Consider the following 24847-nt stretch of genomic DNA (forward strand, 5'->3'; position numbering starts at 1 on the left):
TCGTTTGAAATAAAAATTTCTCATACTAGACAACACTGATTCAAGAATTTTTGGGCAGAATTGCAAGACTTTGATTTGTCAGGAAAATAGTTAATAAATTCCTTTGCATTTAAGGAAATTATGGTATAATAGGGCTAGAAAGAAGCAGAAGCCCACAGGCTTTTTTATTTAGGAAAGGATGAACTCATGGACAGTTTTGACAAAGGCTGGTTTGTACTGCAGACCTACTCAGGCTATGAAAACAAGGTAAAAGAAAATCTTTTGCAGCGCGCTCAGACTTATAACATGCTGGAAAATATCTTGCGCGTGGAAATCCCTACTCAGACCGTGCAAGTAGAGAAAAATGGCAAGACCAAGGAAATCGAAGAAAATCGCTTCCCTGGTTATGTCTTGGTAGAAATGGTAATGACAGATGAAGCCTGGTTTGTCGTTCGGAACACTCCGAATGTAACAGGATTTGTTGGTTCACACGGAAACCGCTCTAAACCAACGCCACTCTTGGAAGAAGAGATTCGTAACATTCTCATCTCCATGGGTCAAACAGTGCAGGAATTTGACTTGGATGTCAAGGTTGGGGATACCGTTCGTATCATTGATGGTGCCTTTACTGACTATACAGGTAAGATTACGGAAATTGATAATAACAAGGTCAAGATGATTATTTCCATGTTTGGCAATGACACCGTGGCCGAAGTTAATCTCAGCCAAATTGCAGAGCTTTAATCGACGAAGTTATTATCCTCGTCAAAAATAAAATCCAAGACTGAAAAGATCTTGGATTTTTATGTTTTTGGAACGGAGTGTGAAATTACTTATGCTTAATGACAGAGTCAATAATGTCTTTGGTTTGTTTCATTTGATAGGTAGACATTACTCCAACGATTTGATTGTTCTGAGTAGAGAAACTAAACTGTTCGTCATTAGAATTTTTATAGACAAAGGTTGTATCGCGTTCTGAACGCATAATCATTTCCGGACGACCAAGCTTGTCGAAAGCTGTCTTGGGAGTGTCGGATGTGGTGATGCTAGAGTAACTGCTTTTAGCCGGCTGAGCGTCTTTTAGGCTAAAACTCAAATTCGTCAGGACATTATTGGTAAAGTAGCACATAATGTCTCCGTTGTCTGTGTGCCAGATGTTAACAGAGTTGCCAGGGTCATTCTCATCTGTGCTGTAGGTAGGTTGTCCTAGAGCGGCTGTTACCTCATCGTAAGACGTTTTAGGTTTGTCACCATTGATATCCTCTCCGTTTACCTGAATGACAAAGCCAGTGGAAATATGGAAATTTCTTATTTTCTCTAATTCAGGAATAGAAGCTGCATCTGGTATGTATTGTAGTGCAGAAGCATCATCTGGATCAAAGGTAGCACGTTTCTGAAATACCTCATCACTACTTTCATAGGTGCTAGAGCTACTGCTAGATGATTTGCTGGATGTTTCCTTAGAGGATGAACTTTTCGAAGCTTTGAGGGAGCTAGGTGTCTTTTTTCTTTGCTGCGTCTGCTTGGCAGGCATGCAGGCTGAGAGAGCTAGCAGAGAGAGAAGGCTGAGGGCATAGAAGCTGACTTTTTTCATAATCAATCTTTTTTCCTTTCGCTGATGATGAATGATATTTTTATAATATTATATCAGCAAAATTTGCTAGAAACAATAGGAAATGAAATAAAAAAGCCCTTTGGTGGGCTTCTAGAAATATAGTTTTGAAGGCGGTAGACGGATTTGAACCGACGATCAAGCTTTTGCAGAGCCGTGCCTTACCACTTGGCTATACCGCCGCAACTCTTATTATTCTATCGTAAATACTTGCTTTCGTCAAGAGTCTTTCAAAGTCAAATCAGAAAATGTTAGACGCTGCCATTCTGAACGCTTCAGGAACAAATGTTCAGCTGAGAAGTAGAATTCGTACTTAGTGGCAGAAAATCTGGCAAACACCTTGTCAAAGAGCTGCGCTTTTGTTATAATAGAGGGTGCCGTGTAAATGGCAAAATACTCATTTTAGATGAATTGTGGGACTGTTGCCCTCGGGTGGTCTTGCGAGCTGAAATCTAAAAGAGGAAAAAAACAAAAAGGAGAATTTACTCATGGCAGTAATTTCAATGAAACAACTTCTTGAGGCTGGTGTTCACTTTGGTCACCAAACTCGTCGCTGGAACCCTAAGATGGCTAAGTACATCTTCACTGAGCGTAATGGCATCCACGTAATCGACTTGCAGCAAACTGTAAAATATGCTGACCAAGCTTACGATTTTATGCGTGATGCTGCTGCTAACGATGCAGTTATCCTCTTCGTTGGTACTAAGAAGCAAGCTGCTGACGCTGTCAAAGAAGAAGCAGAACGTTCAGGTCAATACTTCATCAACCACCGTTGGTTGGGTGGAACTCTTACAAACTGGTCTACTATCCAAAAACGTGTAGCTCGTTTGAAAGAAATCAAACGTATGGAAGAAGACGGAACTTTCGAAGTTCTTCCTAAGAAAGAAGTCGCTCTTCTCAACAAACAACGTGCTCGTCTTGAAAAATTCTTGGGCGGTATCGAAGATATGCCACGTATCCCAGATGTGATGTACGTAGTTGACCCTCATAAAGAGCAAATCGCTGTTAAGGAAGCTAAGAAATTAGGTATCCCAGTGGTTGCTATGGTTGATACTAACACTGATCCTGATGATATCGATGTGATCATCCCAGCTAACGACGATGCAATCCGTGCGGTTAAATTGATCACTGCGAAAATGGCTGATGCTGTTATCGAAGGCCGTCAAGGTGAAGATAGCGTTGAATCAGTAGAAGCAGAATTGGCTGCAACTGAAACTCAATCAGATTCTATCGAAGAAATCGTTGAAGTTGTTGAAGGTTCAAACGAATAATCAGTAAACTAACCTAAAGGGGCGGGGCTCAGCCCAGCTCCTTTATTTAAATAAAAAATAGGAGAAGAAAAATGGCAGAAATTACAGCTAAGCTTGTCAAAGAATTGCGTGAAAAATCTGGTGCTGGTGTCATGGACGCTAAGAAAGCACTTGTTGAAACTGATGGTGACATCGAAAAAGCGATTGAATTGCTTCGCGAAAAAGGTATGGCAAAAGCAGCTAAGAAAGCTGATCGTGTTGCCGCTGAAGGTCTGACAGGTGTTTACGTAAACGGTAATGTTGCCGCTGTTGTTGAAGTAAATGCTGAAACTGACTTCGTTGCGAAAAATGCTCAATTTGTTGACTTGGTAAATGCTACTGCGAAAGTAATCGCTGAAGGCAAACCAGCTAACAACGAAGAAGCACTTGCTTTGACAATGCCTTCAGGTGAAACTCTTGAAGCTGCATACGTATCTGCAACTGCAACTATCGGAGAAAAAATCTCTTTCCGTCGCTTTGCTTTGATTGAAAAGACAGATGCTCAACACTTTGGTGCATACCAACACAACGGTGGCCGTATCGGAGTTATCTCAGTTATTGACGGTGGAGACGATGCTCTTGCTAAGCAAATCTCTATGCACATCGCTGCGATGAAACCAACTGTTCTTTCATACAAAGAATTGGATGAGCAATTTGTCAAAGATGAATTGGCCCAATTGAACCACGTCATCGATCAAGACAACGAAAGCCGTGCAATGGTTGGTAAGCCAGCCCTTCCACACTTGAAATACGGTTCTAAAGCTCAATTGACTGATGCAGTTGTTGCACAAGCTGAAGAAGACATCAAGGCTGAGTTGGCTGCTGAAGGCAAACCAGAAAAGATCTGGGACAAGATCATCCCAGGTAAAATGGATCGCTTCATGCTTGACAACACTAAAGTTGACCAAGCATACACACTTCTTGCACAAGTGTACATCATGGATGATAGCAAGACAGTTGAAGCTTACCTTGAATCAGTAAATGCTTCAGTAGTTGAGTTCGCTCGCTTTGAAGTTGGTGAAGGTATTGAGAAAGCTGCTAACGACTTTGAAAACGAAGTAGCTGCAACAATGGCTGCTGCTCTTGGTCAAAACTAATCGTTTTTAGCTTAGAAATAGAATGATAAAAAGGTCTGAGAATTTGCCTCAGGCCTTTTCATTTGTAGCATTTTGAAACATCAAGTTTAGAATGCTAAGCAGCATCACTTAGCTGCTTTTTCTCTTTCTTCCTTATGAGCAATCAAGCCGTTGGTAAAAATCAACACTGCTAAGAGGAAGAGAAGCATTGTCGTTTGGGGGTAAGTCAAGCTAAACTGGTAGACTTTGGTAATAAATAAAAGGGGCAGAGTAACCACCATCATAATCAGAAAGCTATACCATTTGACTCGGTTGCTGACCAGCTCCTGTTCGAAGAGCAAGGGAGCATAAAGACAGGCGATGAGAACTCCGATAGGAATATCAACGTAATCAGCAGAAAAGATGGTAAAAATACTCAGAGCTACAAAGAGCCATTTGAGCACATGACGAGAATAGTTGAGCCAATCCATTTTCATTGGATTATCCTCCTTGTTTAGATGATAGTTGGCAGGCAGGAGTTTCTGCTTGTCTTTTCCTTGTGGATTTTCACCTATATTATAACGCTTTAAAAGAAAAAAGCAAGCGGTTACACAAGTCTAGCAAAGCTTTTTCACTAGTTTGAATTGTCAGACCTTTCAGTCACCCCTTTTTCTTTTAAAATAGAGACTTTTCCGGTATAATATTAGTCAAAGATAGTCAATGTTAGAGAAGCAAGGAAAGAAGAGATTTATTCTGAAATTCTCAACTGGAAAGGGAAGTCATGGGTGCAAAAAACACATCGGACAGTATTGAAGCATATATCAAGTCTATTCTGGCTCAGGCTGGGATGGTTGAACTGAAACGCAGTGAACTGGCTGATGTTTTTCAGGTGGTTCCCAGTCAGATTAACTATGTGATTAAGACGCGTTTTACGGAAAGTCGGGGCTATATCGTCGAGAGTAAGCGTGGTGGCGGCGGCTATATTCGGATTGGAAAGATTGAATTTTCCGACCAGCATCAGATGCTTTGCGGCCTGTACGACAGTGTGGGAGAGCGTGTCAGCCAGCAGGTTTTTACAGATGTTATTCAGCTTCTTTTTGATGAAAAGATTATGACTGAACGTGAGGGCAATCTAATCTTGTCAACAGCTTCTGACTCGATTTTGGGTGATGGAGCTGCGGTTATTCGTGCCCGGATATTAAAAAGGATTTTGCAACAACTAGACAGAAAAGGAATGGAATCATAAATGAAATACTCAAAAGCCTTAATAGAAAGCTTGGAAGCAGCCCAGCTCTTGGCCGGCCATTTTACGACAGATTATCTGGAATCATGGCATCTGTTGATTGCTCTGGCTAATAATCCCTACAGCGTTGCTGGCTCAGTCCTCAATGAGTTTCCTGTGGAAGTTGATGGATTTGAAGAAGCAGCTTTTCAGATTACTGGTCAGGCTTATCAGAAAGACGGTCACTTCGAGCTGCTGCCTTTTTCTTATCGCTTAGAGGAGCTGTTTGAGGAAGCGGGCCAAATTGCAGAAGCTGTTCGCGCTAAGCATGTAGGTACTGAACATGTGCTGCTGGCCATGCTATTTGACCGGGGGACCTTGGCTTCTCGTATCCTGGAATTTACCGGCTTTAACTACGAGGACAAGGAGCAGGGGCCGAAAATCAGTGATTTGCGTAAGGTCTTGGAGCAGCGAGCTGGCTGGGGCAAGGAAGATATCAAGGCTATCCGCAGTCTGAATAAGGGAGTAATGGCTGCTAAGCAGACCATGGCTAATATGATGGGAATGCCGGCTTCTACCAGCGGGGGGCTGGAAGATTACACTCGTGATCTGACGGAGCTGGCTAGAGATGGCCGATTGGAACCCGTCATTGGCCGTGATCAGGAAATTTCACGGATAGTTCAGATTCTCAGTCGCAAGACCAAAAATAATCCAGTGCTGGTTGGAGATGCTGGGGTTGGTAAGACAGCTCTGGCTTTAGGTCTGGCCCAGCGTGTGGCAGCTGGTCAGGTTCCAGCTGAACTGGCCAAGATGCGGGTCTTGGAGCTGGACTTGATGAATGTAGTCGCTGGCACTCGCTTTCGCGGAGATTTCGAGGAGCGGATGAACAACATCATCAATGACATTGAAGAAGATGGTCATGTCATTCTCTTCATCGATGAGCTGCATACTATCATGGGCTCTGGCAGCGGTATTGACTCGACCTTGGATGCGGCCAATATCCTGAAACCGGCTCTGGCTCGCGGAACATTGCGGACAGTTGGTGCTACGACCCAGGAAGAGTACCAGAAACATATTGAAAAAGATGCTGCTCTCTCTCGGCGTTTTGCCAAGGTCAGCATAGAAGAGCCGAATGTGGCTGACAGCATTGCTATTTTACAAGGTTTGAGAAAGAGTTATGAGGACCATCACAAGGTGCAGATCAGTGATCAGGCTATCGAGACAGCGGTCAAATATGCCCATCGCTATCTGACCAGTAAGCACCTGCCAGACTCTGCCATTGATCTTTTGGATGAGGCCAGTGCGACAGTACAGAATAGAGGACCGCAGAATTACGAGCAGTCGGATTTGACGCCAGTTGATCAGGCCTTGATGGTAGCGGATTTCAAAAAAGTCTCGAAGTTGCTTAAGCAAGAGCAGCAACCCAAGCTTTATAAGCTGAAAGTGGAAGAAGGCGATGTCTTGGCTACTCTTAGTGCTTTATCTGGTATTCCAGTGCAGAAGCTGACTCAGACAGATGCCAAGAAATACCTCAATTTGGAAACAGAACTGCATAAACGTGTTATTGGGCAGGACGAGGCGATTTCAGCTATCAGCCGAGCTATCCGACGAAACCAGTCTGGTATCCGCAGCAGTAAGCGGCCGATTGGCTCCTTTATGTTCCTAGGTCCGACAGGGGTCGGGAAGACAGAGCTAGCCAAGGCCTTGGCCGAAAGTCTCTTTGATGATGAGTCTGCACTCATCCGCTTTGATATGAGTGAGTACATGGAGAAATTCGCGGCTAGCCGCCTCAACGGAGCGCCTCCAGGCTATGTAGGCTATGAAGAGGGAGGGGAGCTGACGGAGAAGGTGCGCAACAGACCTTATTCTGTCCTGCTCTTTGACGAGGTAGAAAAGGCGCATCCAGATATTTTCAATGTTCTCCTGCAGGTCTTGGATGATGGTCAGCTGACTGACAGCAAGGGCCGCAAGGTGGACTTCTCCAACACGATTATTATCATGACCAGCAATCTGGGGGCAACCAGTTTGCGGGATGATAAGACGGTGGGCTTTGGGGCGCGTGACATTCGCTTGGACCATGCCAATATGGAAAAACGGATGCTGGAAGAACTCAAGAAAGCATATAGACCAGAGTTTATCAACCGTATTGACGAGAAGGTAGTCTTCCACAGCTTATCTGCAGAAGATATGCAGGAAGTGGTCAAGGTTATGGTCAAACCGCTCATTGCCAGTCTTGCTGAGAAGGGAATTGAGCTGAAGTTTCAGTCTAGTGCACTTAAGCTGCTGGCTCAGGAAGGATACGATGTGGAAATGGGAGCACGGCCATTGCGCCGAACTCTGCAGACGCAGGTGGAGGACAAGCTGTCAGAGCTGCTCCTGACAGGAGATTTGGCTGCTGGCCAAACACTTAAGGTTGGTGTCAAGGCTGGCCAGCTCAAGTTCGAAGTGGCTTAGAAAGCGCAGTTTTTCAATGGAAAGTTGTGTGTTCGCGGTTAATCCCTGATAGCAATCATACCTATAGATACCGAACAGTTATTTCATCATTCAATGAAACTGGAAAATTGAAGGATTGGAGACTGATATGTCGTTTTTTAAAGATTTGTTTGCTGGCAAGAAAGCCAGAGTGAAAACACCAGAAGAGCGCAAGGCGGCTAGTATCCAGCGCTTGAAAAAGGAGGGAATTCCTTACCTTGAGCACTTGCCGGTTATCGAAAGTGCTGAGCAGGTACGGCCGCGCTCGCTAGAAGAAATTGCGCGTCGGGCTATTACCAGCCTCTTGATTATTCAGGCGGCCTTGGATATCGAAAATAATAATTATAATGAGGAGAGCCGCCAGTGGCTGCAGGATAAACTGCAGCAATACGGGGTGCAGGAAGAGCTGACGCCCAAAGAAAGGGCGGTCTTGGAAGATCGTGCCGACCCGGCAGCTATCGTCAATATGGTCTGGAAATACGAGGCCTATTGGTCCTTGATTTGGTCCTTGGGTCTAGTAGATACTTTACCTTTTCCAGATAAGATTTGTGATTGTGATGCTGCCATTGACGCAGTCGCTAGTGCAGTTGACTTTCAGGAATTTCTAGGTAAATGCCAACCGCGCAGCTTAGAAGAGTTACTGGATGAAGATGATTTGATTTATCGTTATCACTGGGCCTGTGTTGATGCTCGGATTCATGACCAGCCAGCACCGGCAGGCCTTGATGAAAGTGTTGTTCTGGAGAGGCGGTCTGGCCTTGACTGGCTGTTGGGGCTGAATACGGCCCAAGACTGGGATGCTGTTGAACTGCATACCTAGTCCAACTTCTCTTGATTCACTCAATTAGAAAGGAGGTACCTTTGTCCGCTCGTAAAATGGCTAAAATTGCCATCCTATCGGCTCTATGTGTGGCCTTTCGCTATGCATTTTCCTTTTTGCCCAATGTGCAGCCTATCTCAGCTATCTTTTTCCTGATAGTTATCTTTGAGGATTTGCAGACTTCACTCCTAGTGATGGCTGTGACGATGTTTACGTCAGCCTTTCTTTTGGGAATGAGTCCGATCGTCCTCTTTCAGTTGCTGTCCTTTGGACTGATTCTTTGCCTTTGGCGGCTGCTCTATCCTCGGTTAAATCTAGTGGGACAGGGAATAGCAGCAGCTCTCCTATCCTTTGGCTATGGCATTGCCATCGATACACTGACAGCCTTGCTGTACAACTATCACTGGTGGTCTTATGCGATTATCAACGCTTTGACTTTCAATATAGCGCACGGACTGTCAACCTTGTTTTTTTACCCACTCTTGTACCCTATTTTAAGGAGGCTCTATAATGAAAAAAATCTTTAGTTTGCTCACACTTGCTTTGGCCCTTCTCCTTGTTGGTTGCGGCAGCAGCCAGACAAATACTGACAAGAGCTCTAGCTCAGCTGATTCTTCTGTCAAAAAGGAACTGAAAATCAGCATCAGTATTGCACCAGAAGGTCAGGAGAAGAGCGAGAAAACGGTGACTGTTGAAGAAGGAAAGACAGCGATGGATGCTTTGAAGAAGGCCTATAAGGTCGAAGAAAAAGATGGTTTTATCACTTCTATTGACGGTCATGCTCAGGATGAAGCAAAGGGCCTCTACTGGATGTTTAAGGTCAATGGAGAAATGGCTCCTAAGGCAGCCAATCAAATCACTGTCAAGGATGGAGACAAGCTGGAATTCTACCAAGAAGTCTATCAGCAATAAATCTTTTATAAAAAGAATCTGATGCTTAAGGCATTAGGTTCTTTTTTGTATCCTTGGAGCAGTCTTAAAGTTTCTGAAAAATATTTTTATAAAATTCTATAAAAAACTATTGACAAAAAGAAAATATAGTTTATAATAAAAACACAGAAAACAAAATATAAAAAACAATAAAAAGGATAGGCCTATGAAAGAAAAAATTGCAATCATATTTGGAACATTTGCTCCCTTGCATCAGGGACATATCGATTTGATTCAGAAAGCTAAGCGTTCTTATGATAAGGTGCGTGTGGTGGTTTCTGGTTATCAGAAAGACCGTGGGCAGGAAGTGGGTCTGTCTCTGCAGAAGCGTTTTCGATATACGCGGGAGACTTTCGCAGATGATGAACTGACCCAGGTTTACAAACTGGACGAAACTTCTTTTCCTCGCTATCCTCTGGGTTGGGACAAGTGGCTGCCGGCTTTATTGGAGTTGGTGGGCTATGATTCAGAACGCGAGGAACTGGTTTTCTTTGTTGGTGAGGCTGACTATCAGAAGGAGTTAGAAAAGCGTGACTTCAAAACTTCCTTGCAGAAGCGCCAGTTTGGTATCTCAGCTACGATGATTCGGGAAAATCCTAGTCGTTATTGGAAATATATCGCCCAACCTTTCCGCCGTCACTTTACTAAGAAAGTGCTGATTATGGGCAGCGCCAGCAATGGTAAAACAACCTTGGCCAAAGATTTAGCTCGCTACTATGATGCTCCGGTTAGTCTAGAATATGCTCGGGAATACCAGATTCAAAACAATGTGCGAGACGATGAGCTGACTCCTAAAGACTACTATTACCTGCTCTTAGGACAATATGCTCAGACTTCTCGCTTGATTGACAGCAGTGCCAACCGTGGTCTAGTCGTAGCTGATACAAATTCGCTGGTAACTAAGGCTTACTATGATTATTATCTGAAAGAAAGTCCGGTTCAAGACGAGGAAACAGATACCTTTGACAATCTCTTTGCTAGCATCTTGTCTAAGGAAAAATGGGATTTGATTCTCTTTGCTGAGCCGGTTGGGGCCTATGTCAACGATGGTTTTCGCGATATGAGTATGGCAGACGAGGCTATACGAAGCGATTTTTCTGGCTATCTAAAGGAATTGAAAGAACGGTGTTTGGCTCATATTCAGACTGTCTATCTGGCTGGCAGTTATTTGGACAATTATCAGGCGGCCAAAGAAGCGATCGACATGATTTATAAAGCGGATTAAAAAAGAAAGTGGTAAAATAGAATGGTAGTAAAAAATCAAAAACTCTCTCCTGCAGCTCTTTACGCAGGACTAAAACAAAAATCTCAAACCTTTGTTCAGAATTTCCGCAATGTCTGTGCGGCCGCTAAAAAAGAAGGCTTTGTCGGTATTGCAAACTTACTTTGGCAGGATTTATTTGCCGGGCGCAGCTTGACTCAATGGCTCTACTTGATTGCTCTTTCCAGTCTGCCTTTCATTCTGGAGTTCACCAGTGGCCAGGCGAAGCATGATTGGCTGGGACTCTTTGCATCCTGGACAGGAATCGTCTGCGTTATTCTAGTAGCCGAGGGGCGGGCCAGCAATTATCTCTTCGGAGCTGTTAATTCGGCAATTTACCTTATATTGTCCTTCAATGCTAGCTTTTATGGCGAAGTACTGACTACGGTCTACTTCTTTATCATGCAGCCGATCGGTCTTTATACTTGGCTGTCCAACCGGGTCAATGAGCAAGATAAGGAAGAGCCTTCTCATTTTGAGGCTAAGAAGCTAGACTGGCGTGGTTGGCTTAAATATCTGGCCTTGACGGCTTTGATTTGGATTGGTATGGGCTTTGCTTATAAGAGTATTCACAGTCACCGGCCTTTCCGCGATAGTGTGACAGATGCGACCAATGGTATCGGTCAGCTTCTTATGACTGGTCTCTACCGCGAGCAATGGCTTTTCTGGATTGCAACCAATCTCTTCAGTATCTATCTCTGGTGGGGTAGCAATCTCCATATCCAGGCCATGTACTGGGTATATACTCTCAATAGTATCGTCGGATGGTATCAGTGGACTAAGGCCGTGAAGAAAGCTTAGAGCAAGATTTGGAGGATTTTTGATAGAAAAAGATAGCTTAGGAAAGGAAGAAACTCATGACCAAACAGGATATCCCAGCGGGAATGTCGGAAAAAGAGTACTACGAAACCATGGCGGATGAGTCCGCCTTTTTGACATGGTACAAGACACAGGATTTACCCAAGTATGAGACGCCCAGCGTAACAGCAGATATGGTGGCTTACTGTTTTGTGGATGGTCAGGTGAAACTCTTGGTCATCAAGCGTAAGGCTCATCCTTATCAGAATAAATATGCCTTAGTCGGAGGTTTTGTGGACAAGCATGAGGATGCTTATCAGGCCTGCATTCGGGAAGTCAAGGAAGAGGTGGGGCTGGAGATACCGCTGGAAAAGGTGGAACAGCTGATGACGGTATCTACTCCAGGGCGTGATCCACGCGGATGGGTCATCACCATTGCCCATCTGGTCTATCTGCCGGCCATAGCAGTAGATCAAGCACAAGCTGGGGATGATGCTAACGAAGTCACCTTTCTTGATGTAGACTTTAAGACAAGGAGTTTTAGAGACGGTGAGCGGCTCCTGACAGCAGAGGACTTTGCCTTTGACCACTACCAAATCCTGCTGGAATCTATCAAGCGGATTCAGGGAAGACTGGACTGGAATCCAACTTTTCTCCATCTGCTGGAATCACCGTTTACTGTTTATGAAGGGACTGAGTTGGTCAATCTCATCACTCCTAGACGACCTATTGTCAGCAATAATTTTCTAGTAAAATTTGGAGAATACCTAGAGGAGGCTGGCGTTAAGCGCGTGCCAAAGAAGAAGCCGAGAAAAGTTTATCGGCTTAAGGTAGAAAAATAAATTTAAAAGAAAGTTGATCATATATTTCTCTTGCAGGACAAATTTGTCCTTTTTTTTCATTTTTAATTACGAATAGATAAGTAGGGGCGAGTTTCTCATGATAAAAGAAACAGAACTTCGCTTGTGTAAAAAATTTTTGAAAATTTTTTTATAAATGATTGACATAGCAAAATCTCAGTGTTACAATAATGTTACAAAAAGATTTCTTAATATTACAAGGAGGCAAAAGATGAAAACACGTACTTATACAAAATTGATGGCAGCTGCAGTTCTGGCTTCTAGTTTGCTTTTAGGGGCATGTGGTAAGAAAGAAGAAAGTACAACAAGTGCTAGTTCTAGCAAGACTGTTCAGACTTCCTCTAGCTCAAAAGCTGCGTCTTCCAGCAAGGCCAGCGCTTCTCCTAAGGTTAGCAATAGCGCTTCTTCAGAAGGAGCAGTTAGCCAGCCTGGACAAGCCCAAGCTCCTGCCAGTCAGCAACAGTCTACTGTCGAAGCTCCTCAAGCCCAACAAACGCAGCCACAGCAAGCCTCAGGTCGACAAAACACTCAGAATCAAGCAACTCAACCAGCCCAAGCTCCCGAAAGCAATCGCCAGCTTCAGAATAAACAGGCAGCCAGCAATGCTCGCTATAAAGGTGTCTTGACTATGGTGGATGGGGATTTCTCAGCGGCTGCTGGTACTTGGAAGGATGCCAATGGAAATACTGTGACTGTATCAGGTAATGGTCAATTCACAGTCCAGTCTGCAGATGGAAAAACAGATAATTATTCCATCGCTTCCTACTCTTATACGCTGGATGATGGCAAATACAATGCTCAATTAAGCGGGCAAGGCAATGCAAATCTGCAGATTACAACAGGAGCGGATGGTTCAGTAACAAGCGTTGTGGTGACCCAACCCTAAACATAAGGAAAAGGAAGTCCAATGGGCTTCCTTTCGTTTTTATTTTTGAATTTGTAAGAGTTCTTCGATTTCAGCCAGACTTTCAGCTTGCGAAATAGCACCGCGGAGTTTGGCTGCTCCGGCAGTACCGCGCAGATAGTGCGGAGCTAGACCCCGGAATTCGCGAATGGCCACATATTCTCCTTTGAGATTGACCAAGCGGGAGAGGTGGTCGTGGGCGATTTTCATCTTGTCCTCGAAGCTGAGGTCTGGAAGAATTTCGCCGGTTTCAAAATAATGGTTGATTTGGTTAAAGAGATAAGGATTTCCCATAGCAGATCGGCCTACCATGACGGCATCGGCACCGACTTCCTCGATACGCTGCTTGGCGTCTTGCACGCTGCGAATATCTCCGTTAGCGATGAAAGGAATCTTAGTCAGAGCATGGGCTACGTCATGCAAAGTCTCAAGGTCAGCATGACCAGTATACATTTGCTCACGGGTCCGCCCATGCATAGCCAGGGCTGAGACGCCAGCGGCTTCAGCTGCTAGAGCATTTTCTACAGCTAGTGAGCTGTCAGACCAGCCAGTTCGCATCTTGACTGTCAGAGGAATATCCAGAACGGACTGGACCTTGTTGATGATTTTATAGATTTTCTCAGGGTCCTTGAGCCATTTAGCTCCAGCTTCGTTTTTGACAATTTTATTGACCGGGCAGCCCATATTGATATCGACAATATCGGTCTTGGTATTTTCTTGGATAAATTCCGCTGCGCGTGCCAAACTGTCCTCGTCGCTTCCGAAAAGCTGGATAGAAACGGGATTTTCTCCTTCATCAATGTGTAGCATGTGGAGGGTTTTTTCGTTGTTATACTGGATGCCCTTGTCAGAGACCATTTCCATCACGACCAATCCTGCTCCTAGCTCTTTGGCAATGGTCCGAAAAGCAGAGTTGGTTACGCCGGCCATAGGAGCCAGAACGGTCCGGTTGGGGATTTCAACATTCCCAATCATAAAAGGGGTATTAAGATTTGTCACGAATCAGTTCCTCCAGGTCGTTTTGGTCAAAGTGATAGGCTGTCTGGCAGAATTGGCAGACGATTTCAGCCCCTTGGTCTTGGTCACGCATCTCTTCTAAGTCAGCCTTTGGCAGGGTAGCCAAGGCATTCATAAAGCGCTCTTTTCTACAGTCGCACTGGAAGCGGATTTCCTCTTCAGACAGGCGTTTGTATGGCTCATCACCATAGATGGCAGCCAGCAGAGCTTCGATATGATTATCGGATTCCAGCAGTCTTGAGATAGCAGGCATTTCTTGGATCCGCTTCTCAAAGCGGGCGATTTCAGCTTCCTTGGCACCAGGCAGAACTTGTACCAAGAAACCACCGGCAACCTTGACTTTATCATTCTCATCCAAGAGGACATTGAGGCCAACTGCGGAAGGTGTTTGCTGGCTTTCGGTCAGGTAGAAGGCTAGGTCTTCGCCGATTTCTCCAGAGATGAGAGGAGTCATAGAGTTATACGGGTTGCCCGTACCATAGTCCGTGATGACGAGGAATTCTCCTTGGCCGACAAAAGGACCAACTAGAACCTCGCCGGTCGCAGTCTTTTTGATATCTACACCGGGATTCTGTACATAACCTTTGACATTACCCTTTGTATCTGCCACTGTGATAATCGCGCCTAGTGAACTAGTCCCGAGGACCTTGACGGTAATCTTGGTTTGGCCTTTTTCATTTGCAGCTAAAATTTGACTGGCAATCAGTGTGCGGCCAAGTGCAACGGTAGAGCTTGCTTGAGTTTGATGTTTTTCTTGAGCGGTCCGAACCGTCTCTGTGCTATCCAGCACATAAGCTCGGAAAGAACCATTTTCTGAGATAGTTTTGATAATTTTGTCCATACCTTTTATTTTAACACAAAATAGAAAAACAAGCGCGCGACTGCGCTTGTTTTTTGGGTTAGGAAGCATTTTAAGATCAAAAATAGTATAATAAAACAAAGGAGGCTAGCATGAACCAATTTTTGAAAGCGGCTATCTATGGTCTGGCAGTGGCTGATGCATTAGGAGTTCCGTATGAATTCTTGACCCGTGGCAGTTTTGAAGCAGTTGAGATGGTGGGCTATGGCAGCCATCAGCAACCAGCTGGCACTTGGTCAGATGATACCAGCCTTGTTTTGGCGACCTGTGATTCTATCAGGGAAAAAGGTAAGATTGATCCTAATGATATGCAGCAGCGGTTTAAACATTGGCTCTTCGAGGGAGTCTACACGCCAGATGGTCTGACCTTTGATGTAGGAAATGCGACTCGCGAAGCCTTGACAAGAGGACACGGTCTGTCTGATGAATATTCCAACGGAAATGGTTCTTTGATGCGGATTCTGCCCCTTGCCTTTACGGAAGCCAGTCCGTCTGATATTGAAGCTGTTTCCAGTATTACTCATGCACATGCGACTTCCGTAGAGGCTTGCCAGCTTTATGTGGATATTGCTCGTAGGCTCTTAAAAGGCCAGCAACTATCGGAAATACTATCAGGCTTAGAGACTAGCAAAACCTATGCTCGTTTGCAAACTTTAGCAGAGCTGACCGAAGATGACATTCGTTCTAGTGGCTATGTGGTGGATACCTTGGAAGCAGCACTGTGGTGTCTGCTGACTAGCACTTCTTATCCGGAAACGGTCCTGAAAGCTGTTAATTTGGGCGATGACACTGATACAGTAGCAGCAGTTGCTGGCGGCTTGGTTGGTATCATCTATGGTTTGGAAGGGATTCCTGATAACTGGTTAGCCCAGCTGCGCAATAAAGAACTGTTGGAAAATTGCTTGTTTTAAAGGGATAATCGGAAGACAGGACTGTATTGATCATTTAAAAAGTAAAACATTAAAAGAGCCACCTAGGCTCTTTTATTATTCTGTCGTTAATTCCTTCTGGGCTTCCTTGCCTTGGTCCAACAGGGCTTGGATAATCTTTTGATCACGCAGTTTGACAGAGTTGTTGATGGTCTCTGCAGACTGGATAACAGTGGCTTCTAGCAGAGCGCGTTTTTCCCGCCCTTTATCAATAGCTTCGATAATGCCTTGGTTTTGTGCGACAAGGCTTTCTGCCAGCTTAGTGACAGACTCAACAGCGATAGTAGGACTTTGAGAAATCCGCTCCAGCTGAGGAATGACTTCCTTGCTCGTTTCGGCGAGCATTTGCAGGGCAGCGTTATTGGCATTCGAGATGGCGTCAGCCACCTGACCAGACTTCATGGATTGCTGGAGAATGCCTAACTGAGCGATAGACAGTTTCATAGTTGGAATGGTATTGCGGCGGAGCATTCCAAGTTTTTGGCGCATATCAGAGGAAACCTTGACCAGATTACGCATTTGAGGCGTTGTCGCCCAAGCCACATAGAGACGGCTGACATATTCAGTGTGTTGCTGCTCTAGGGTATTGACCACCTCTGTCATCCGAGCCAAATCCTGTGATTTTACTTGGTAATCAACGGTAGTCATATCTAGCTGAGCGACTTCAGCCTGCAAGTTCAGGGCTCGTTTGCCGGATTCCTGCTGAGCAGCTTCGATAAAGGAAATGACTCCGACCAAATTTTCAATCGATTTGGTATTGTCCTCAATCAGCATTTCAGCAGAAACAATATTGCGAGCCAGAACATCTTCTTGTTTGACGACTGTTGCAGCCATGCCGTCCATTTTCTGCTCAATATTTTGTGAGTCAAAATAGAATTCTTGAAGGGTGTTTTTGCTCTGTTTGAAGAGCTTTTCCAGGAAATTAGGCTTCTTGTCCAGTTCTGCTACTTGAGCATCCTTGTATTTTGCGACAAAGCCATTGAGTTCTTTGTTGGTATTTTTTAAAAGCTCATCTACCTGGGGAATTTGTAATTTTTTCTGCTCGGCCAAGATACGATTGACAGTACCGTTGACTTCTTCTACAGCAGATTGGCCAAAGTCCAGCAAGGCATTTTGGTCCGATACGAAATTATCCACCAGCTGTGGAGCTTTAGCCGTAATCGCACTCTGTTGCTCAGGAGTCAGTTTTTCCAGAAAAGTTAGCTGGCCATTTTCTTGAGTCGTAGTGGCTTCGATGATTTCTGTTGTTTTGTCGCTTTTGCTGATGGCATTGTTAGCAATTTTATCAATGTCAAAATTAAATTCTTGGCTCATAGTTTCTCCTTTGGTTTATCTAGCTTAAAAGCCAGTGTCTGTTTGCTTTTCTTTGTCTAAGATACGCAGGCTAATGTCAAAGTCCCTCAAATCAGCTTCATTTAACTGACGCAGCGCTTCGTCTAGGTCCAAGTCAAACTGCTCTATAGCTGCTTTGGCCTTGGCTAGCCGCTCCTCTGCATTGTAAAAATCTTTGGGAGAAGCTTTGATTTTGAGGTAGCCTTCTAAAATATCTTCGTAGTGCTCCATTTGGGACTGATGAATGGCAGTCAGCTCTTCCTTATTGTTGCTTTCGGATTGAGAGATTTTTTGCAGAATGGCCTCATGGTCAATCTGAATATTGCGAACCGTAGCGACCAATTCTGGGGCTAGCTCTTCTAGACTAGTTTTCTTGGGCTGCGCTTCTTTTCGTTTTTTCTCTCGTTCAATCTTTTTCAGTTGCTCATCGATTTCATCCGTGACAGTACGAATTTTGGTCTGGATTCGCTGGTAGACTGAAGTAGGAATTTCTCCGCGTAGGTCGTTAGCAGCATTTTTGATATAGGTTAGCTGGGGAAGAATTTCTAGAGCTAAATTCTGATAGCTTTCTTGGTCCCCATCTTCTTGGTAGCCTTCCAATTCTTTAATGCGGCGGTCAGCATGACCAATCTCTGATTTCAAATCTTCAATACGGCCAATGCTGGCTTGCTTTGCTTCAATCCGAACTTTTTTCTGGCTTTGGTGGCGATAGATTCCGTAACCAATAGCCCCCAGAATAGCTATGGGAATTAGATAGCTGGCTACAGCTCCAGAACCAAATACAAATATAAGTATCCAAATCCAGCTAAACCATTCTGGTTGCTGGTTGGAATCATCATTTCTCCTCGACATGGACGTTTCTCTTTCTTATCAATGTGATATCTCTATTTTAACATAAAAGCTGGTTTTTGAAGGATAAAGATTGAAAAGTTTCTATGATAAGCTTGGTTTTTCTGGTGCGATTTGATTTTATCGTGAAAGTAAGCTCGGCTTAAAGATTAGGAATCCTAACCTGCAAACAAAAATCGCAGGGAATGCCCTGCGATTCTTATGTTATCAGTCCATTTCTGGGAAAAGTTTGGCCAATATTTTAGGGGTGATGCTTTGTCCCGGCCCCTCAGCACAATAGGTGTGCATATACATAGAGGGGTTGAAGTTGAGCTCAATGCAGGTACAGTTGGGATTTTCCTTTGTGGAGATAGCAGAGCTGTCAGGGATGATGAGGTCAACGCCACAAGCCCAAGCTCCCATAGCCTTTGCCATGTCAGCAGCGAGTTCCTTATAAGATGGGTGCATGCTGTCTGTGACATCGATCGAGTCTCCGCCAGTAGAAATGTTGGAATTACGCCGCAAGTCAACCTTGACTCCAGCAGGAAGGATATCATCTGGTCCATAGCCTTGCTGGTCCAGCATGAGCAGTTCAATGTCCCCCAGTTCAATGATTTCAAGCGGTGAACGATGATCTCGGCCCCGCAGAGGATTGTCATTTTTGATGGCAATCAATTCTCTCACGGTATGCTGACCGTCTCCGACGACATTGGCCGCCACCCGCAAGAGGACTGCTTGGCACTGACCGTCTAAGACAAAGAAACGGTACTCCGTTCCAGCGATAAATTCCTCCACCAAGACAGCAGTATCTTCTGAAAAAGCAATCTCCAAAGCCTTGCAATAAGATTCCAGACTAGCCGGTTCTTGGAAGATGGAGATGCCCAATCCGAAGTTGGTCGATTTTGGTTTGACAACAATTTGTCGGTCCTTAATCAAAGGGTAGTAGGCCAGTCCATCCTCTAGGGAAGAAAATTCTGCTCCAGCCGGAACGGGAAAATCAGCTGCAGCCAAAATCTTTTTAGTGACCGTTTTATTGGCCATGGCCAGAGGGATGACATAGTTATCCTTGGAGGTCATATTGCCATTCTTGACATACTCCACATGGTGACCATGCCAAAGCTTGAGAAATTGATCGTTTTCATCTAAGATGTCGACATTCAGCCCCTTCTGAATAGCATCAAAGAGCAGCATCTGAGTGGATAATTCCATATTTTCATAGCCTTTGAGGGCATAAGGAGCTGTCCAAGCGTAGCTGTGATACTCCTCTGCTTTTTCTAGTCCAAAGGCTATTAAGGAATCCTGCTGAATATGAGGCAGGAGCTGACCAGATAGGGTTAGCTGAGGATTTAGTAGTGCCTCCTTAAGCTGCTCAAGCAAGTTTTGGTAGTAAGTTGGCAGTTCAAAATGCTGGATGAGCTCTTCCATGGCTTGGAGAATTGCTGAGCTGTCTGCCTCATCTGGCAGGGCAGTCAGCGGGTGGCTGCAAGCAATTTTTTGGTTCAAGTCATGGGCAGCTTTTAATACTACATCAACATTTTCTACATCATCTAGCCAGAGCAGGCTCAGTAAAAAGAAATGGACAGTATCTAAGGTCTCTTGGCTAATGCCTAAATGGTCAAAAGGATTGAGGTCAAAGCAGCGAAATTCCAGATAGGTGATACCCTGCTCCAGATAGGCACGATTGTGCTTCTGTCCACGGAAGCGAACGGCTGAGTAAAATTCTTTTTCAGCACTGAGCTCGCCTGACTGAACGTAGTTTTCAATATCGGTTACATATTGCTCCAAAGAAGCGTAGGATACTTGAATATTCTCTTCATTGACATAGCCATAGTCGCTGTTACGAAAAGAGCGGATAGGCTGGGAAATGTCCTGACTGTAGAAACCAGCTTCTGCCAAAGGGGCTGCCCCGTAGAGATAGGTTAAAATCCAGCGGAAACGCAGAAAGTTTCGAGCCAGCTTGAGATAGAGGTCATTTTTAAAGTCCTTGAGTGAATGGTGGGAGCTGACCTGAAAGAGAGCAGTGACCAGATCTTTTCCTAGCTCCATGTTGTAGTGGATGCCGGAGATGGCCTGTAGTTTTTTGCCATATTTTTTCGCTAACCCCTCTCGATAGTGGCGTTCGTATTCGTTTTCCAGGCGGGCGATGACAATCTCTTCTTCAGTCAGCTGCGGTGGCATGGACAGAGGCCAGAGGCGTTCACTCTGGTCAATCGAGCGGCCTGCCACATCGCTGATAGCTCCCAGTAAGCGCCGTGCTTCCTTAGTCGAGTGAGCAATAGGTGTAATTAGTTCCAGTTGTTGCTCGCTGAAGTCTGTTTGGATGGTCGGGTGGAAATTGCGGGAACCAAGCTGACTCGGATGAGCAGTTTGAGCTAAGTGTCCGTCAGTTGTCACCCGCAGATTTTCCCTCTCCAGACCAAAGGTCGCTTGGAGAATAGGGCTTGCTGTATCCAGTTTCTGCAGTAATTGATTAATCGTCATCGTTTCACCGTCCTATGGTAGTAATTTTAGTCTATTACAAACGGAAAAAGAAAACAAATTTCCGCTACGATTTTACAAAAATTCCGAACTTTTATTTTTAATAAACTGCTAAATTTCAGAAAATACAGATTTTGTGAAAATTTAATTCGTTTTCAAAAGGGAAAAAGCAAATCAAGAATGGGTCCCATCTTGAAAAATTGTTAAATTTTTCATATAATGAGGTATAAAATATAATCGCAGGTGAGATTCCTGCCTGCTTTTCAAGAAAGGAAGAGCTGCTTCAGCTCAGACAAAATCATGACATCAGTAGTTGTTGTAGGGACCCAGTGGGGAGATGAAGGAAAAGGGAAGATTACGGACTTCCTTTCAGCTAATGCCGAAGTGATTGCCCGCTATCAGGGTGGTGATAATGCCGGCCACACTATTGTGATTGACGGCAAGAAGTACAAGCTGCACCTGATTCCGTCAGGGATTTTCTTCCCAGAAAAAATCTCTGTCATTGGAAATGGAATGGTGGTCAATCCCAAATCTCTGGTCAAAGAATTGAACTACCTGCATGAAGAGGGTGTGACGACGGATAACCTTCGTATCTCTGATCGAGCGCATGTCATCTTGCCTTACCATATCGAGCTGGATCGTCTGCAGGAAGAAGCAAAAGGTGACAATAAAATCGGGACGACAATCAAGGGAATCGGCCCTGCCTATATGGACAAGGCTGCTCGTGTCGGTATCCGCATCGCTGACCTTTTGGATAAAGATATTTTCAGAGAGCGCTTGGAGCGGAATCTAGCTGAGAAAAACCGCCTCTTTGAGAAATTATACGATAGTACAGCAATCAACTTTGATGATATTTTTGAAGAATACTATGAATATGGACAGCAAATTAAGCAGTATGTGACCGATACCTCTGTCATCCTCAACGATGCGCTGGATCAAGGCAAGCGAGTGCTCTTTGAAGGGGCTCAAGGGGTTATGCTGGATATTGATCAAGGTACTTATCCATTTGTAACTTCTTCTAATCCAGTTGCAGGGGGAGTCACCATCGGTTCTGGTGTTGGTCCGAGCAAAATTGACAAGGTAGTTGGTGTCTGCAAGGCCTACACCAGTCGGGTCGGAGATGGACCATTCCCAACAGAGCTTTTCGATGAAGTTGGTGACCGCATTCGTGATATCGGCCATGAATATGGCACCACCACTGGTCGTCCGCGTCGGGTAGGCTGGTTTGACTCTGTTGTCATGCGCCATAGCCGCCGTGTATCAGGGATTACCAATCTTTCGCTTAACTCCATCGATGTTTTGAGCGGTCTGGATACAGTGAAAATCTGTGTAGCCTATGACTTGGATGGGCAGCGAATTGACCATTACCCCGCTAGTCTGGAACAGCTCAAGCGCTGCAAGCCGATTTACGAAGAGCTGCCAGGCTGGTCAGAGGACATCACCGGTGTCCGCAGTCTGGAAGAATTACCAGAAAATGCCCGCAACTATGTTCGCCGAGTGAGTGAGTTGGTTGGTGTTCGTATTTCTACCTTCTCAGTTGGTCCTGGCCGCGAGCAGACCAATATCTTGGAAAGCGTCTGGTCTAATTTATAAAAAAGTCAGCACAAGGAAATTGCTTCTTGTGCTTTTTTGTAAGAAAATTTCATCTTAAGATTCATTTAAGATATATATTTTATACTAACAGCATAAACAAAGACCTCCTAACTTTGTTTAAAAATCCTAAACTTTTTCATAATAATCTCCTAAAAGTCACCCCAGCGGTGGCTTTTACTTTTTCTTAGAAGTTCGGCAGGCTTGTGGTATAATGAGATAGACGACTAGAGATTTAGAAAGATAATGATGAATTATACGATTGAAGAAAAAAAAGCATTTATGCGGGAAGCTTTAAAGGAGGCGGAGATTGCTCTGGCTCATGATGAAATTCCCATCGGCTGTGTATTGGTTAAAGAAGGTAAGATTATCGGCCGCGGTCACAATGCACGTGAGGAGCTGCAGCGGGCTGTTATGCATGCGGAAATTATGGCTATTGAAGAGGCGAATCGGCATGAAAATAGCTGGCGCTTGCTGGATACAACGCTTTTTGTGACCATCGAGCCTTGTGTCATGTGTAGCGGAGCAATCGGTCTAGCGCGCATTCCTCAAGTTGTCTATGGAGCAGCAAATCAAAAGTTTGGAGCAGCTGGAAGCCTTTATGATATTCTGACAGATGAGCGACTTAACCACCGAGTAGAGGTGGAAACAGGTATCCTTCAAGAAGATTGTGCTCAAATCATGCAAGATTTTTTTAGAAATCGTCGCCAAAAGTAAAAAAATGTGATATACTATTCATGGAGCAACAGTTTTGCGCGAAGCGGGTCAGGGGAGGAATCCAGCAGCCCTAAGCGATGTAAACTGTGTGCTCTTTTTCTATGTACCTTAGTGAATCAAGTTCAAAGGACGCAGAAGAACTTAGGCACATTGACGCAGTTTGAGCGAAGCGAGAACTAGGTTCCGAAGTATAATGAATCAAACCTGCAAGGCGCAGATGAATATTGGAGCAGTGAATCTAGTTTGAACGGACCTGAAATGAATTCAGCTGACATCCAATTTTAAGAAGCATATTGGTTTTCTTGTAAATCAAAATTATTCTTCTCAATATAAGGCTAAAATTTGTTGACTTACGCAAACGATTGCTTTCAGATGGCTACTAGCGTCAGCCCATTTATAAAAAAATAAATTGGAAACGCTTTAAAACAATAAATTACTTGCTAAATAAGTATGAAAGCGATATGATAGAGTGGAATAAAAAATGGAGGAATATCATGTCACATATTAAATTTGATTATTCAAAAGTTTTAGATAAATTTGTTGCCCCACATGAAGTGGAATACATGCAAGCACAAGTAACAGCAGCAGATGAATTGATTCGCAAAGGAACTGGTGCTGGAAGCGACTTTTTAGGTTGGTTGGACCTTCCTGAAAACTACGACCGCGAAGAATTCGACCGCATCTTGAAGGCTGCTGAGCAAATCAAATCAGACAGCGATGTTTTGGTTGTTATCGGTATCGGTGGCTCTTACCTTGGTGCCAAAGCGGCTATCGACTTCTTGAACCACCACTTTGCAAACTTGCAAACAAAAGAAGAGCGCAAAGCGCCACAAATCCTTTACGCTGGAAACTCAATTTCATCTACTTATCTTGCTGACCTGGTAGAGTATGTAGCAGACAAAGATTTCTCAGTAAACGTGATTTCTAAATCTGGTACAACAACTGAACCAGCTATCGCTTTCCGTGTCTTCAAAGAACTTTTGGTTAAGAAATACGGTCAAGAAGAAGCCAACAAACGGATCTATGCAACAACTGACCGCCAAAAAGGTGCTGTTAAGGTTGAAGCAGATGCCAACGGTTGGGAAACATTTGTGGTGCCAGATGATATCGGTGGACGTTTCTCAGTCTTGACAGCAGTTGGATTGCTTCCGATCGCTGCATCAGGTGCTGACATCAAAGCCCTTATGGAAGGTGCAAATGCAGCTCGTAAAGATTATACTTCAGACAAGATTGCTGAAAATGAAGCTTACCAATACGCAGCCGTTCGTAACATCCTTTATCGTAAAGGCTATGCAACTGAAATCTTGGTAAACTACGAGCCATCACTTCAATATTTTTCAGAATGGTGGAAACAATTGGCTGGTGAATCAGAAGGGAAAGACCAAAAAGGTATCTACCCAACTTCAGCTAACTTCTCAACTGACTTGCACTCATTGGGTCAATTTATCCAAGAAGGAACTCGCATCATGTTTGAAACAGTTGTCCGTGTTGACAAACCCCGTAAGAACGTGATTATTCCTAGCTTGGAAGAAGACCTTGACGGACTTGGTTACCTTCAAGGAAAAGACGTTGACTTTGTAAACAAAAAAGCGACTGACGGTGTTCTTCTTGCCCACACAGATGGTGACGTACCAAATATGTATGTGACTCTTCCAAAGCAAGATGCTTTCACTCTTGGCTACACCATCTACTTCTTTGAATTGGCCATTGCCCTTTCAGGTTACTTGAATGCCATCAATCCATTTGACCAACCAGGGGTTGAAGCCTACAAGAGAAATATGTTTGCTCTTCTTGGTAAACCAGGATTTGAAGAATTGAGCAAAGAATTGAATGCACGTTTGTAATAGGAAATGGAGCCTCCCTTAGGGGAGGTTTTTTGATTGGAAGAATAATTT

The 24847-nt window shown here is 44.3% G+C and carries 23 protein-coding genes, 1 tRNA gene and 1 other RNA gene; 17 read left to right on the forward strand and 8 right to left on the reverse strand.

Features of this window, described 5'->3' with window-relative positions:
- Positions 1-186 precede the first annotated feature (186 nt).
- Positions 187-723, forward strand: coding sequence for a transcription termination/antitermination protein NusG (gene nusG / locus ELZ47_RS00870; protein WP_002894018.1), 537 nt, complete (start codon positions 187-189; stop codon positions 721-723).
- Positions 724-808: 85 nt separating this feature from the next.
- Here the strand turns inward: nusG and ELZ47_RS00875 are convergent, their stop codons facing one another.
- Both ELZ47_RS00875 and ELZ47_RS00880 read right to left on the reverse strand, forming a co-directional pair.
- On the reverse strand, positions 809-1573 hold the full coding sequence (locus tag ELZ47_RS00875; protein WP_125330752.1) for a hypothetical protein: 765 nt from the start codon (positions 1571-1573) through the stop codon (positions 809-811).
- A 129-nt stretch (positions 1574-1702) separates the two neighbouring features.
- Positions 1703-1773, reverse strand: a tRNA-Cys gene (locus tag ELZ47_RS00880).
- Positions 1774-2079: 306 nt separating this feature from the next.
- Here ELZ47_RS00880 and rpsB point away from each other — a divergent pair.
- On the forward strand, positions 2080-2862 hold the full coding sequence (rpsB, locus tag ELZ47_RS00885) for a 30S ribosomal protein S2 (RefSeq protein WP_126434988.1): 783 nt from the start codon (positions 2080-2082) through the stop codon (positions 2860-2862).
- A 71-nt stretch (positions 2863-2933) separates the two neighbouring features.
- Positions 2934-3977: a translation elongation factor Ts gene (gene tsf / locus ELZ47_RS00890; protein ID WP_002928238.1), complete on the forward strand. Its 1044-nt coding sequence runs from the start codon at positions 2934-2936 to the stop codon at positions 3975-3977.
- A 104-nt stretch (positions 3978-4081) separates the two neighbouring features.
- Here the strand turns inward: tsf and ELZ47_RS00895 are convergent, their stop codons facing one another.
- Positions 4082-4510, reverse strand: coding sequence for a hypothetical protein (locus ELZ47_RS00895; protein ID WP_164549625.1), 429 nt, complete (start codon positions 4508-4510; stop codon positions 4082-4084).
- Between the two features lie 206 nt (positions 4511-4716).
- Between ELZ47_RS00895 and ELZ47_RS00900 the strand changes: the two genes are divergently transcribed.
- The 9 genes from ELZ47_RS00900 (at position 4717) to ELZ47_RS00940 (ending at position 13184) form a co-directional block, all read left to right on the forward strand.
- Positions 4717-5181 (forward strand): CtsR family transcriptional regulator, encoded by a 465-nt coding sequence (locus ELZ47_RS00900; protein WP_126434990.1) that lies wholly within the window; start codon positions 4717-4719, stop codon positions 5179-5181.
- A complete protein-coding gene (locus ELZ47_RS00905; protein WP_126434991.1) occupies positions 5182-7611 on the forward strand; it encodes an ATP-dependent Clp protease ATP-binding subunit in 2430 nt (809 codons plus the stop codon).
- Between the two features lie 127 nt (positions 7612-7738).
- Complete coding sequence (locus ELZ47_RS00910) at positions 7739-8449, forward strand: DUF4272 domain-containing protein (RefSeq protein ID WP_072074720.1); 711 nt, start codon at positions 7739-7741, stop codon at positions 8447-8449.
- A 41-nt stretch (positions 8450-8490) separates the two neighbouring features.
- Positions 8491-8976 (forward strand): ECF transporter S component, encoded by a 486-nt coding sequence (locus tag ELZ47_RS00915; protein ID WP_164549532.1) that lies wholly within the window; start codon positions 8491-8493, stop codon positions 8974-8976.
- Positions 8960-9361, forward strand: coding sequence for a DUF4430 domain-containing protein (locus tag ELZ47_RS00920; RefSeq protein WP_126434992.1), 402 nt, complete (start codon positions 8960-8962; stop codon positions 9359-9361). The genes ELZ47_RS00915 and ELZ47_RS00920 overlap by 17 nt, the downstream gene beginning before the upstream one ends.
- 184 nt (positions 9362-9545) lie before the next feature.
- Complete coding sequence (locus tag ELZ47_RS00925; protein ID WP_125330753.1) at positions 9546-10604, forward strand: AAA family ATPase; 1059 nt, start codon at positions 9546-9548, stop codon at positions 10602-10604.
- 21 nt (positions 10605-10625) lie between these two features.
- Positions 10626-11441: a nicotinamide riboside transporter PnuC gene (gene pnuC / locus ELZ47_RS00930; protein WP_126434993.1), complete on the forward strand. Its 816-nt coding sequence runs from the start codon at positions 10626-10628 to the stop codon at positions 11439-11441.
- A gap of 56 nt (positions 11442-11497) precedes the next feature.
- Positions 11498-12280, forward strand: a complete 783-nt coding sequence (locus tag ELZ47_RS00935; RefSeq protein WP_125330755.1) for an NUDIX domain-containing protein — start codon at positions 11498-11500, stop codon at positions 12278-12280.
- Between the two features lie 154 nt (positions 12281-12434).
- The gene (locus ELZ47_RS00940; protein ID WP_125330756.1) at positions 12435-13184 is read left to right on the forward strand and encodes a DUF6287 domain-containing protein; all 750 of its coding nucleotides are present in this window, start codon (positions 12435-12437) and stop codon (positions 13182-13184) included.
- A 39-nt stretch (positions 13185-13223) separates the two neighbouring features.
- On the opposite strand, the gene dusB is transcribed toward ELZ47_RS00940, so the two are convergent.
- Complete coding sequence (dusB, locus tag ELZ47_RS00945) at positions 13224-14201, reverse strand: tRNA dihydrouridine synthase DusB (RefSeq protein WP_164549533.1); 978 nt, start codon at positions 14199-14201, stop codon at positions 13224-13226.
- A complete protein-coding gene (hslO, locus tag ELZ47_RS00950; RefSeq protein ID WP_125330757.1) occupies positions 14188-15060 on the reverse strand; it encodes an Hsp33 family molecular chaperone HslO in 873 nt (290 codons plus the stop codon). Before hslO ends, dusB begins: the two co-directional genes overlap by 14 nt.
- Before the next feature lie 110 nt (positions 15061-15170).
- Here hslO and ELZ47_RS00955 point away from each other — a divergent pair, with 110 nt between their 5' ends.
- Positions 15171-15989: an ADP-ribosylglycohydrolase family protein gene (locus tag ELZ47_RS00955; protein ID WP_125330758.1), complete on the forward strand. Its 819-nt coding sequence runs from the start codon at positions 15171-15173 to the stop codon at positions 15987-15989.
- Positions 15990-16064: 75 nt separating this feature from the next.
- On the opposite strand, the gene ELZ47_RS00960 is transcribed toward ELZ47_RS00955, so the two are convergent.
- From ELZ47_RS00960 to gshAB, 3 genes are all read right to left on the reverse strand, one after another.
- Entirely contained in the window at positions 16065-17321 is a 1257-nt protein-coding gene (locus ELZ47_RS00960; protein ID WP_126434994.1) for a toxic anion resistance protein, read from the reverse strand.
- A 24-nt stretch (positions 17322-17345) separates the two neighbouring features.
- The gene (locus ELZ47_RS00965; RefSeq protein WP_126434995.1) at positions 17346-18191 is read right to left on the reverse strand and encodes a hypothetical protein; all 846 of its coding nucleotides are present in this window, start codon (positions 18189-18191) and stop codon (positions 17346-17348) included.
- Between the two features lie 204 nt (positions 18192-18395).
- Positions 18396-20648, reverse strand: a complete 2253-nt coding sequence (gshAB, locus tag ELZ47_RS00970; RefSeq protein ID WP_126434996.1) for a bifunctional glutamate--cysteine ligase GshA/glutathione synthetase GshB — start codon at positions 20646-20648, stop codon at positions 18396-18398.
- 297 nt (positions 20649-20945) lie between these two features.
- Between gshAB and ELZ47_RS00975 the strand changes: the two genes are divergently transcribed.
- From ELZ47_RS00975 to ELZ47_RS00990, 4 genes are all read left to right on the forward strand, one after another.
- Positions 20946-22238 carry an adenylosuccinate synthase gene (locus tag ELZ47_RS00975; protein ID WP_002928215.1) on the forward strand — a complete coding sequence of 431 codons (1293 nt, stop codon included), beginning with the start codon at positions 20946-20948 and terminating at the stop codon, positions 22236-22238.
- Positions 22239-22481: 243 nt separating this feature from the next.
- On the forward strand, positions 22482-22952 hold the full coding sequence (tadA, locus tag ELZ47_RS00980; RefSeq protein ID WP_126434997.1) for a tRNA adenosine(34) deaminase TadA: 471 nt from the start codon (positions 22482-22484) through the stop codon (positions 22950-22952).
- Between the two features lie 12 nt (positions 22953-22964).
- An RNA gene (gene ffs / locus ELZ47_RS00985) (signal recognition particle sRNA small type) lies at positions 22965-23062 on the forward strand.
- A gap of 384 nt (positions 23063-23446) precedes the next feature.
- Positions 23447-24796, forward strand: coding sequence for a glucose-6-phosphate isomerase (locus ELZ47_RS00990; protein WP_126434998.1), 1350 nt, complete (start codon positions 23447-23449; stop codon positions 24794-24796).
- The last annotated feature ends 51 nt before the right edge of the window (positions 24797-24847 follow it).

The organism is Streptococcus sanguinis (assembly GCF_900635155.1).
Classification (GTDB): domain Bacteria; phylum Bacillota; class Bacilli; order Lactobacillales; family Streptococcaceae; genus Streptococcus; species Streptococcus sanguinis_G.

Coding starts and splice junctions, on each gene's coding strand:
- ELZ47_RS00900 (WP_126434990.1), top strand. CDS start 4,717: ATGGGTGCAAAAAACACATCGGACAGTATTGAAGCATATATCAAGTCT.
- hslO (WP_125330757.1), bottom strand. CDS start 15,060: ATGGACAAAATTATCAAAACTATCTCAGAAAATGGTTCTTTCCGAGCT.
- gshAB (WP_126434996.1), bottom strand. CDS start 20,648: ATGACGATTAATCAATTACTGCAGAAACTGGATACAGCAAGCCCTATT.
- ELZ47_RS00935 (WP_125330755.1), top strand. CDS start 11,498: ATGACCAAACAGGATATCCCAGCGGGAATGTCGGAAAAAGAGTACTAC.
- ELZ47_RS00920 (WP_126434992.1), top strand. CDS start 8,960: ATGAAAAAAATCTTTAGTTTGCTCACACTTGCTTTGGCCCTTCTCCTT.
- ELZ47_RS00965 (WP_126434995.1), bottom strand. CDS start 18,191: ATGTCGAGGAGAAATGATGATTCCAACCAGCAACCAGAATGGTTTAGC.
- ELZ47_RS00940 (WP_125330756.1), top strand. CDS start 12,435: ATGATTGACATAGCAAAATCTCAGTGTTACAATAATGTTACAAAAAGA.
- pnuC (WP_126434993.1), top strand. CDS start 10,626: ATGGTAGTAAAAAATCAAAAACTCTCTCCTGCAGCTCTTTACGCAGGA.
- ELZ47_RS00905 (WP_126434991.1), top strand. CDS start 5,182: ATGAAATACTCAAAAGCCTTAATAGAAAGCTTGGAAGCAGCCCAGCTC.
- rpsB (WP_126434988.1), top strand. CDS start 2,080: ATGGCAGTAATTTCAATGAAACAACTTCTTGAGGCTGGTGTTCACTTT.
- tsf (WP_002928238.1), top strand. CDS start 2,934: ATGGCAGAAATTACAGCTAAGCTTGTCAAAGAATTGCGTGAAAAATCT.
- ELZ47_RS00975 (WP_002928215.1), top strand. CDS start 20,946: ATGACATCAGTAGTTGTTGTAGGGACCCAGTGGGGAGATGAAGGAAAA.
- ELZ47_RS00990 (WP_126434998.1), top strand. CDS start 23,447: ATGTCACATATTAAATTTGATTATTCAAAAGTTTTAGATAAATTTGTT.
- nusG (WP_002894018.1), top strand. CDS start 187: ATGGACAGTTTTGACAAAGGCTGGTTTGTACTGCAGACCTACTCAGGC.
- ELZ47_RS00925 (WP_125330753.1), top strand. CDS start 9,546: ATGAAAGAAAAAATTGCAATCATATTTGGAACATTTGCTCCCTTGCAT.
- tadA (WP_126434997.1), top strand. CDS start 22,482: ATGATGAATTATACGATTGAAGAAAAAAAAGCATTTATGCGGGAAGCT.
- ELZ47_RS00910 (WP_072074720.1), top strand. CDS start 7,739: ATGTCGTTTTTTAAAGATTTGTTTGCTGGCAAGAAAGCCAGAGTGAAA.
- ELZ47_RS00875 (WP_125330752.1), bottom strand. CDS start 1,573: ATGAAAAAAGTCAGCTTCTATGCCCTCAGCCTTCTCTCTCTGCTAGCT.
- ELZ47_RS00960 (WP_126434994.1), bottom strand. CDS start 17,321: ATGAGCCAAGAATTTAATTTTGACATTGATAAAATTGCTAACAATGCC.
- ELZ47_RS00955 (WP_125330758.1), top strand. CDS start 15,171: ATGAACCAATTTTTGAAAGCGGCTATCTATGGTCTGGCAGTGGCTGAT.